This window comes from Bradyrhizobium sp., from assembly GCF_019242285.1.
Taxonomy (GTDB): domain Bacteria; phylum Pseudomonadota; class Alphaproteobacteria; order Rhizobiales; family Xanthobacteraceae; genus Bradyrhizobium.
Window position 1 is genome coordinate 1 of sequence record NZ_JAFAVV010000896.1, and the last position, 5,225, is coordinate 5,225.

9 protein-coding genes are annotated in these 5,225 nt (G+C 63.4%); 7 read left to right on the top strand and 2 right to left on the bottom strand.

Translation table 11 applies throughout. The annotated features are described in order from the left end of the window. The 7 genes from JOY90_RS36735 to JOY90_RS36765 all read left to right on the top strand — a co-directional run. The coding region (locus JOY90_RS36735; protein ID WP_291695980.1) for an ABC transporter permease at positions 1-655 on the top strand (655 nt) is incomplete at its 5' end. Positions 656-863: 208 nt separating this feature from the next. Further along, positions 864-1,142 carry a hypothetical protein gene (locus JOY90_RS36740; protein WP_291695981.1) on the top strand — a complete coding sequence of 93 codons (279 nt, stop codon included), beginning with the start codon at positions 864-866 and terminating at the stop codon, positions 1,140-1,142. Then, positions 1,099-1,341, top strand: coding sequence for a hypothetical protein (locus JOY90_RS36745; RefSeq protein ID WP_291695982.1), 243 nt, complete (start codon positions 1,099-1,101; stop codon positions 1,339-1,341). The genes JOY90_RS36740 and JOY90_RS36745 overlap by 44 nt, the downstream gene beginning before the upstream one ends. Before the next feature lie 118 nt (positions 1,342-1,459). Next, complete coding sequence (locus JOY90_RS36750; protein WP_291695983.1) at positions 1,460-2,206, top strand: nucleotide-binding protein; 747 nt, start codon at positions 1,460-1,462, stop codon at positions 2,204-2,206. A gap of 4 nt (positions 2,207-2,210) precedes the next feature. Continuing rightward, entirely contained in the window at positions 2,211-2,768 is a 558-nt protein-coding gene (locus JOY90_RS36755) for a hypothetical protein (RefSeq protein ID WP_291695984.1), read from the top strand. 251 nt (positions 2,769-3,019) lie between these two features. Beyond that, on the top strand, positions 3,020-3,463 hold the full coding sequence (locus JOY90_RS40295; RefSeq protein WP_367277043.1) for a TIGR02391 family protein: 444 nt from the start codon (positions 3,020-3,022) through the stop codon (positions 3,461-3,463). A 52-nt stretch (positions 3,464-3,515) separates the two neighbouring features. Then, a complete protein-coding gene (locus tag JOY90_RS36765) occupies positions 3,516-4,049 on the top strand; it encodes a DUF6622 family protein (protein WP_291695986.1) in 534 nt (177 codons plus the stop codon). A 100-nt stretch (positions 4,050-4,149) separates the two neighbouring features. On the opposite strand, the gene JOY90_RS36770 is transcribed toward JOY90_RS36765, so the two are convergent. Together JOY90_RS36770 and JOY90_RS36775 are read right to left on the bottom strand one after the other, a co-directional pair. Continuing rightward, the gene (locus JOY90_RS36770; RefSeq protein ID WP_367277042.1) at positions 4,150-4,584 is read right to left on the bottom strand and encodes a GNAT family N-acetyltransferase; all 435 of its coding nucleotides are present in this window, start codon (positions 4,582-4,584) and stop codon (positions 4,150-4,152) included. A 62-nt stretch (positions 4,585-4,646) separates the two neighbouring features. Continuing rightward, positions 4,647-4,910: a DUF1778 domain-containing protein gene (locus JOY90_RS36775; RefSeq protein ID WP_291695988.1), complete on the bottom strand. Its 264-nt coding sequence runs from the start codon at positions 4,908-4,910 to the stop codon at positions 4,647-4,649. Positions 4,911-5,225: the final 315 nt, after the last annotated feature.

Consider the following 5,225-nt stretch of genomic DNA (forward strand, 5'->3'; position numbering starts at 1 on the left):
CCTGTTCGCCGACCGCCCGCTGATCGAGGCGGCCTGGGTGTCGCTGCGGGTGGCGCTGCTGTCGAGCCTCGTCGCCACCGCGCTCGGCACGCTCGCCGCGCTGGCGCTGGAGCGGCACGGGGCCTTCCGGGGACGGCGGCTGTTCACGGGCCTCGTCTACGCGCCGATGGTGATGCCCGAGGTCATCACCGGCCTGTCGCTGCTGTTGCTGTTCGTCGCGCTCAACGCCGAGCGCGGCTTCTGGACCGTTACCGTCGCGCACACCACGCTCACGATGTGCTTCGTCGCGGTCGTCGTGCAGTCGTGCCTCGGCTCGCTCGACCGCAGCCTCGAGGAGGCCGCGATGGACCTCGGCTGCGATCCCTTGCGCGCCTTCATCGCCGTGACCCTGCCGCTGATCCTGCCTGCGATTGCCGCGGGCTGGATGCTGGCTTTCACGCTGTCGCTCGACGATCTCGTGATCGCGAGCTTCACCACCGGCCCCGGTTCGGCGACCCTGCCGATCCGAATCTATTCGGAGGTGCGGCTCGGGGTGAAGCCCGAGATCAACGCGATCTGCACGCTGGTGATCGGCCTGATCGCGGTGGTGATCGTCGCAGCATCGCGGGCCTCGAAGCTATCGAGTGTGCGGGGCGAGAGCGCGGCGCCGCTGTAGGCGCGCTCCGCTAGGCCAAGCTGCCGCAGCGAGAGTCTTGGTCGGGCGGGGGGGACCGCCATCCGACGGCCATGTCGCTGCCGCGAAGGGACTCAAGTGTCTGAAAACGAATCGTTTTTTTGAGGATATCACACACGGAACTACTTGTCTTTGGAACTTGTGGTCGTCACCATTCGGCCGCGATTCGCTTGACCCCGCAGGTACATGCATGACCGAAGATGCCCCGGATTTTGCGAGCTGGCTCCCGGTTATCGGGAAGAGCTTGGCCTATCTGTGCTTGGCCGACGCGATCAGGCACGACCCAGATAGATTCAAGGAAACCCTCCCGAAGGTCGACTTCCTGCAGGCGCTCGGGCTTTCGCACGAGGACGCCTCGGTGGCCGCCGGCTCGACGCCGGGATCCGTCCGCGTCCTGAAGTTCAACAGAGACAAGAAGGCGAAGAATGGCAAAGCAGGGAGCAAGAAAGCGCACCGCCTCAAGCGATGATGAAGCCTCGGAGAAGGCTTCGCCAACGCTCGATAAGATCGCTGGTCTCTTGGCGCTAATCGCGACGAAAGAGATGGACAAGGACTCGGCGGCGCTGAAGCTAGACGCTTGCGGCTTCACCGCCCGCGAGATCGCCGACCTCCTCGACGTCGGCCCTAACTACATCAACGTCGCCCGCCACCGCAAGAATAAGAAGTAACGTGGCACGCATCAATCAAGACCTCATCGATCGGCTGAGGAGCCATCTCGGCGTCGAGCAGAACGCGATCTACACGCGCATCCAGCGCGTCGTGAACGAGACCGGTCTTGAGCGGCCGATGGCGGCGCTGCTGCTCGGCATGCGCGAAGGCTTGAATGTCACCAAGTATTCGACGGAGGTGCAGCGCGCCGAGGTCCGGCGCTACCTGGGGGGCGGTGGTCATGTGCGCCAGGATCCTGACGAAGAGCCCCGCCGAGACCCTGAGCCGCCGCGCCGACGGGCGGCTGCATCGAAGAAGCCGGCCAAGCGCACCAAGGACAACACCGTATTCGTCGTCCACGGCCGCGACAGCGCGCTACGGCAGTCGATCTTCGAGTTCCTGCGTGCGCTCGGCCTGCACCCGCTCGAATGGGACCATGCGATCGACGAGGCCAAGCAGGGGAATCCTTACGTCGGCGACGTACTCGACATCGTGATGGACAAGGCCGAGGCCATTGTAGTGCTATTCACGCCCGATGACCTAGCTCAGCTCAAGGATCAATTCGTGAAACCAGGCGAGCGGTCAACGGAAGGCAAGCAGCAGGGGCAGGCGCGCCCTAACGTGCTGTTCGAGGCCGGTCTAGCGCTGGGCGCGCACCCGAAGAAGACCGTCATGGTGCAGGTAGGCCAGGTGAAATCGTTCTCGGATATCGGCGGCCGGCACATGGTGCGGCTGACAAACGACCAGGCGTCGCGCAACAGTTTCGCCAACCGGCTCGCCCGCATTTGTCCCGCCGTCAACCGGATCGGTAACGACTGGATGCACGTCGGCAAGTTCGAGCCGACCGAGGCGAGGTTCATTAAGAAGGCAACGCGAGGCGAGTGATCACATGCGAGCCGTCAACGACCACCTCGACAACATCGTCCGCCCTGCGCTACGGAACTACATCGACGCCGAGCGGGCGCTGGATCGGACCAACCACTGCAAAGACGCGGCGGCGATAGACGCCGCCCGCGGCGAGGTTGTGCGGACGGCACGCACTGCCGCTACTGAGCTCCACCATCTGGCCGACGTCGTCCTGGTCGACACGGCGCCCCGCTTCGCCGACCTCGGCGCCATCCGGCAGGCCCTCCGCGCCGTCTGTGTGTTCGACCGCGGCACCGTGCCGGGACCAGACACCGACCTGCTGCACGACGCCGCCGACGCGTTCAAGCACTTCGTGCTGTCGCGGCCGTCGGCGACGATTACCGGCGCAGCAGCGATCGTGTCCATCGGCAACGGCTGGGGAGAAATGCGCTACGGCGAGCAGAAATATGGTGGGCAGGAGCAAGTGACGATCACCCGCAACGACGGTAACAAGTATGCGCTGCTGTGGATCGTGCAGAACAGCTACGACGCTTGGATAAAAGTGCTCGGGCTGCCGCAGACGCCGCTCTGGCAGTATTGAGAGCCTGCGCGATGGCCAATCAAGACCAGATCGATGCGATGATGCGCAACTTCCCGCCGGTGGCGGAACTGCTGCAGATGGCGCCTGAGGACCTGGGCATGCACCTGCTCAAATACATGACGAGGGGACGCGCTGAGACGAACCGGTTCAACTTCCTGCAAATGGTTGCGGGCGGCCAGGTCGCATTCCGTTTCATGGAGGCCTGGAGTTGGCTGACGCGCGAAGGATTCCTGGCTTTGGCGCCGAACGACATGTACGGCCAGAACCACTTCGTCACGCGTGCAGGCGAAGCGGTCGCGCAGCTCGATGATCTCGACGCCTGGCGCAAGGCAAACCTCTTCCCCGACCACTTCGACGCCGCGCTGGTGCGCTACGTCAAGCCGTTGTTCTCGCGCGGCGACTACGATACGGCGGTCTTCCGCGCGTTCAAGGAGGTGGAGACCCGCGTTCGGAAGAAAAGCGGCTTCAGGTCCGAATACGGACGTGGCCTGATGCTGAAGGCCTTTGGCGAGAACGGGCCGCTGATGGCCGGTGATGCGGAGGGGAGGAAGGCCGCGCGAGAGCTGTTCGCCGGTGCTATCTCTTTCTGCAAGAATCCGAGTTCGCATCATGAGATCGATTTCGAAGACCCACGCGAGGTCGTCGACATGATTTCGTTTGCCAACCAGCTCCTGCGGATTGTCGATCGGCTCTAGCTCTTGTTGGGGACTGATGTTCGGCACGTATGGGCAGATCAGCGGAGCGGCCATGCGTTTCGCCTATCAGATATTGATCCACACCCCGCTCTGGGTGTGGCCGCTGCTCTTCTATCTGGTGTGGCGGGGCATCAAGGCCATGCAGCCGCGGACCACGAGGATGTCCCGCTCGCTCATCGTGCCGGCGATCTTCATCGTCTGGGGCGCGTCGCGGCTCGTCTCGCGCTCCCATGACAGCGCCTGGCCGCTCGTGTCCTGGATTGCGGCCGCGCTGGTGATGGCGCTGGTTGGCTTCGGCACGGCAAAGCCTTTCGATCTGGACCAAGCGACGGGACAGATCACCCGGCCGGGCAGCGTGATCCCGCTGATCCGCAACCTCACGGTCTTCGCCCTGCAATATGCGGTCGCGGTGATCGCGGCCATCGATCCCGATGGCCACTCCATCGCGACCGTGATCGGCCGTGCGGTGTCAGGTGCGACCACCGGCTACTTCCTCGGCGGCACGGTCGCGATGCTGCGTCAATATTGGCGACAGCGGCGCACGGGTGAGAACTCGGCGAGCCTCGAGGCGCGCGAGGGCCGATAAACGGTGAGGGAAAAGCCGCCGGATCGATCGAAAGAACCCTTGGGTCCTTTTCCGCGAACCGCGGTAGAATGCAGGCCTGTTCACGGTCCTGACGGGTTCGTCAGCCTATCCCGCTTCGTTCCAGATCGACCATCCGCACGATCATTGCGCGGTGAGGCTCGAAGGGCAAATCTTGAAATCCCCATCGTCCATAGAACGCGCGCACGGAATCATCGATCGGATGCGTGACAACACCGAAGCTGCCAATCTCCCTGGAAGCTCTGAGCGCCGTGCGTAGCGCGAATAAAAGAAGCGAACGGGCGTGGCCCCTTCCTTGATGATCCCTGTGAATCGCAAGTTGGCCGAGCAATGTCGCCGGCACGGGGTCGGGTTTGTTGCGCTGCTGCGACTTCGGCAGGAATGCCCGCTCGACCTGCGCGGCGCTCAGGGTTACGTAACCGACGATCGCGGCCGTGGCGGCGTCGCAGATGATATTGGTGCGCGAGATGCCGGCGACATGGTTGGCCCAGGCGTGGCGCTCGAACCAATGGTTCAACGATTCCCGGCCGCAATCAAATCGGGCCCGATCGTCTGTTTCGGAAAGGGGACGCGGTAGCGTTACTTCTGCCACGTTGGCGCCGTGCGCGCGAGGTCCTTGAGTCCGGCTATCTCTTCCGGAGGACGGTTCGCCCAAGCCTCGAACGCTTCCCAGTCCTTGGCCGGGATGGTGACGACCCGCCGCTCGAGGATGTCGGCCTCGGCCGCGTCGAGGGCCTTGCGCCGGATAAAATCGCTAAGGCTGGTACGCGCCAATGTCGACGCGGCCTCCAGGAGGGCGCGTTCTTCTTCGTTGACCCGAACGCTTAGCACCAAGGTGGTCATAACGCGTGTTCCCATGAGACGGTTCGTGTATGACAATAGCATACATCGGGCGCCCCCAGCAATCCTGCCGATGACGGCGTCGCAGCTTGCGATCCCGATCGGAAGTTGCCCGGAGCATCAATGACTTTGTGCTGCGCCCTACCGGAAGTTTGACTGGTTCAGCCAGAAAGACGACTTCCGCGGCGACGCTGAAGTGCTTTGCAAAGAAGATACAAAGCACCAAGCTCAGACAGAAAATATTGGCTTGGATGGTTTGCCTGCCGAGCGTGCGGTGCCGACAACTTGGGTTGCCTTGGTTGTGGTCGCGGGCTCGAA

What these genes read in the sequence shown, in the direction of transcription:
- JOY90_RS36740 (WP_291695981.1), top strand. Translation starts at nt 864, where the DNA reads ATGACCGAAGATGCCCCGGATTTTGCGAGCTGGCTCCCGGTTATCGGG.
- JOY90_RS36745 (WP_291695982.1), top strand. Translation starts at nt 1,099, where the DNA reads ATGGCAAAGCAGGGAGCAAGAAAGCGCACCGCCTCAAGCGATGATGAA.
- JOY90_RS36750 (WP_291695983.1), top strand. Translation starts at nt 1,460, where the DNA reads ATGGCGGCGCTGCTGCTCGGCATGCGCGAAGGCTTGAATGTCACCAAG.
- JOY90_RS36755 (WP_291695984.1), top strand. Translation starts at nt 2,211, where the DNA reads ATGCGAGCCGTCAACGACCACCTCGACAACATCGTCCGCCCTGCGCTA.
- JOY90_RS40295 (WP_367277043.1), top strand. Translation starts at nt 3,020, where the DNA reads ATGTACGGCCAGAACCACTTCGTCACGCGTGCAGGCGAAGCGGTCGCG.
- JOY90_RS36765 (WP_291695986.1), top strand. Translation starts at nt 3,516, where the DNA reads ATGCGTTTCGCCTATCAGATATTGATCCACACCCCGCTCTGGGTGTGG.
- JOY90_RS36775 (WP_291695988.1), bottom strand. Translation starts at nt 4,910, where the DNA reads ATGACCACCTTGGTGCTAAGCGTTCGGGTCAACGAAGAAGAACGCGCC.